We start from the raw sequence: 2,948 nt of genomic DNA, 5'->3' as shown, positions 1-2,948 counted from the left end.
GGCCCGCGCGGTGGAAACCGTGATCGGCGCGGTGTGCGGTCTGGCGGTCGTGTACTTCTTCCGGTCCCGCTCGGAGCGTGAAGCGGACACCCGTGCCGTTCCGCTGATCCGCCAGGCGGCCAATGGTGAGGAGCCGCGGGGCTGACGTGTGAGCCGGGGCAGCCATGGAACTGCGGGCCTTGTCGCAGACCGGGCGGAGCACCTCGGAGACATTTCTGGCACAGGTTCGTAGAAAACACCGGGTTCCAGGCGCGATCCTCTGCCCCAGATGTTCAGGTGCGTTCCTCAACCTCGGATGTCCGCGGGCCGAATGCTCCCGGGTGGAAAGCGCGCGAAACGCGACCCAGCGGCGGCGTCGTCGAGACTCAGCGGCCCCAGCCGGCGTGGGCAATGGCCTGGCGGATCAGATCCCCGCGGCCGCCTTCGAACTCGCCCTGGACGCTCGCCGACAGTGCCTCGTCAGGGGTCATCCATGACAACTGCAGGGCGTCCTGGCGCGGTTCGCATTCGCCGCGCACCGGGATGATGTAACTCAGGGCCACGGCGTGCTGGCGGTCGTCGGTCAGCCCGGTCTCGGAGGGGGACGGGAAGAATTCGGAGACCGCGAACGGCACCGTGGAAGACGGCATTTGCGGGAACGCGAGCGAGCCGAGATCCTTCTCCAGATGCCGCAACAGCGCCGCGCGCACGGTCTCGCGGTACATCACCCGCCCGGAGACGAAGGTGCGCACCATGTGGCCCTCCGACGTCCCTTGCAGCAGCAGGCCGATCTCGGAAATGCAGCCGAGGGGGTCCAAGCGCACGGGAATCGCCTGGACGTAGACGATGGGCAGCAACGACCGGGCGTGATTGAGGTCGTCCTCGTTGAGCCAGCCTGGATTAGGGTCCGGAGTACGTACAGAACTCATACAGTGTTTCTACCGCAGCACACCCTTTGGGGCCATGCCGCGGGCCGGATTAGCGGGGTCGTTCAGCGCACAGCCGAACCTCATGCCAGGCGCGCGGCGGCCTCCAGAACGGTCCACGCCTGCACCTGCGTGCCCAGTTCCACGGGGGCTCCCACGCGTTGCGCCTCGTTCGAGTGCCGCGCGGGTTCGGGGGAAAACACAGCCATGGTTTGGCCCTCATGACGCTGCGGGCCGGGCGTGGAGAAGTCCTCGGTCGGATCGAATTCGCGCCGACCGTCCCACAGCGCCCGGGCGGTTTCCTCGACGAGTTCGCGAGCCAGGTTCCGTGCCTCCGGGCCCACCAAGGACGACGCCGCCGCCTGGCCCAGATAGCGCGCCAGGATCCCCATGAACAGCCCGCCGTCCCCGCCGCCGTGGGCGCGCAGCACGGGCGACCCGAGGGGGCCTTCCTCGGTGAACTGCTCGGCGGCACCGTGCACGATGGCGGCCGCGCGATCCGACCACAACTGCCGCCCCTCGGGATCCTCTGTGAGCTCGGCCAGCTCCAGGACCGCGCCGAGCACCGGGCCGGAGTTGTAGCTGTACAGTGCGCGATCCACGGCCGTGGTTTCCGTGCCGGACCCGGCGGCAACCAAGCGGATGCCGTCCAGGAAAGCGCCACGTTCTTCGTCCCACAGGGTGTCGAACAACCAGTTCAGGTGGCCGCGGGCCTCCGCGACACGGTGGGTCCGCAGCAGCGCGAGTGCAGTGGGAGCCGTGGCAGCGGTGTTCTTGTAATCGCGGGTGGTGTTCCACCACGTACCGCCGCCCAGGTTGGAGTCGCAGCCGGAATCCAGCCGGCTCATGAGCGAGCTGCCCGCGCTGAGCACGTCCTTGCCGCACGTGCCGGTCGCTTCGAGGTCCTCCTCGCGCAGTCGTCCCAGGGCCAGGGCGAGCCAGGCCATGTCGTCGAAGAACAAGTTGTTGGTGACTCGTCCGCCGCTGCGGACGGCCATGCCGCGCAACAGGTGATGAGCGCGGGAACGGAGGCGGGCGGCGCGGTCATGATGACCGGCCAGGCGCTCGCGGGCGGCGGCGTCGACCAGTGCGTCCAGGAGATGGGCCTGCCACCAGTAATGCCACGGGCCCACGCGCGGGTGCGGGAAAGCCACGGCACCCAGATAGGTGCCCGGCATGCGCAGTGCGCGGGAGCCGAACAAGTGATCCACGGAGTGCGCGGCTTTTGCGGCGCGGTACGCCGGGGATTCGGACATGACAGTGCTCCTGGGCCGGAAAACGGGACGGACCGAGCCTATCGGCCTAGCCGAGCTGGGCCTGCAACTCTGGCTCCGCGATCTGCGAAACGAGCCACGGGCTGAACGCGAACGGGGCGCGCTGCACGGCACCGGCCAAGTCCTGAGGTGAGGCCCAGGCGTATTCGGCGACCTCGGACTCCACGGGTTCGGGCTCGAAATCGGTGGTTGCCACGAAGACCGGGCAGAACTCGTTCTCCACGATTCCGGAGGCATCCGTGGCGCGATAGCTGAACTCCGGGACCACGGGGGCGATATTGCGAATTTCCAGGCCGAGCTCCTGCTGCGCGCGACGCGCGATGGCCGACTCGAAGGACTCGTCCGGGCCCGGGTGGCCGCAGAAACTGTTGGTCCACACGCCCGGCCAGGTCTTCTTGCTCAGCGCGCGACGGGTCACCAGGACCTCACCCTTGGTGTTGAGCACGTGGCATGAAAAGGCAAGGTGCAGGGGAGTGTCCTCGGTGTGGACCTCCGACTTGAGAGCGGTGCCGCTGGGCCGGTGCTGGTCGTCCAGGAGCACCACGTGCTCCGCGGTGGTCTGCTGGGTCACGATGAGCCGCCTCGAGGTGGTGTGTTAGGTTCCAGCCCATGGTAGCTGGCAGGTCTCACACGATATGAGGAAACGTCGCACGGCACCGCCCCTGCCCATGGACCGCGGGGTGGGGCCAACGCGGGTGCGGATGCCGGGGCCGGGTGCGCCGGATCCCGTTCTGGTGGACCTGGGGGCCTTGCCCACAACCGCCGTTTC

Annotated in this window: 3 protein-coding genes; all 3 read right to left on the bottom strand. The window is 68.4% G+C overall.

Translation table 11 applies throughout. The annotated features are described in order from the left end of the window. Positions 1-365: 365 nt before the first annotated feature. The gene (locus tag Q4E95_RS12400; protein ID WP_303383595.1) at positions 366-908 is read right to left on the bottom strand and encodes an NUDIX hydrolase family protein; all 543 of its coding nucleotides are present in this window, start codon (positions 906-908) and stop codon (positions 366-368) included. Positions 909-988: 80 nt separating this feature from the next. After that, entirely contained in the window at positions 989-2,161 is a 1,173-nt protein-coding gene (locus Q4E95_RS12395; protein WP_303383594.1) for a glycoside hydrolase family 76 protein, read from the bottom strand. Between the two features lie 46 nt (positions 2,162-2,207). Beyond that, positions 2,208-2,750: an isopentenyl-diphosphate Delta-isomerase gene (gene idi / locus Q4E95_RS12390; protein WP_303383593.1), complete on the bottom strand. Its 543-nt coding sequence runs from the start codon at positions 2,748-2,750 to the stop codon at positions 2,208-2,210. Between the last annotated feature and the right edge of the window lie 198 nt (positions 2,751-2,948).

The sequence above is a fragment of the Kocuria sp. genome (assembly GCF_030536815.1).
Lineage (GTDB): Bacteria > Actinomycetota > Actinomycetes > Actinomycetales > Micrococcaceae > Kocuria > Kocuria gwangalliensis.
The sequence above is the reverse complement of the archived record's forward strand: the minus strand, read 5'-3'. Positions and strand labels throughout refer to the sequence as shown.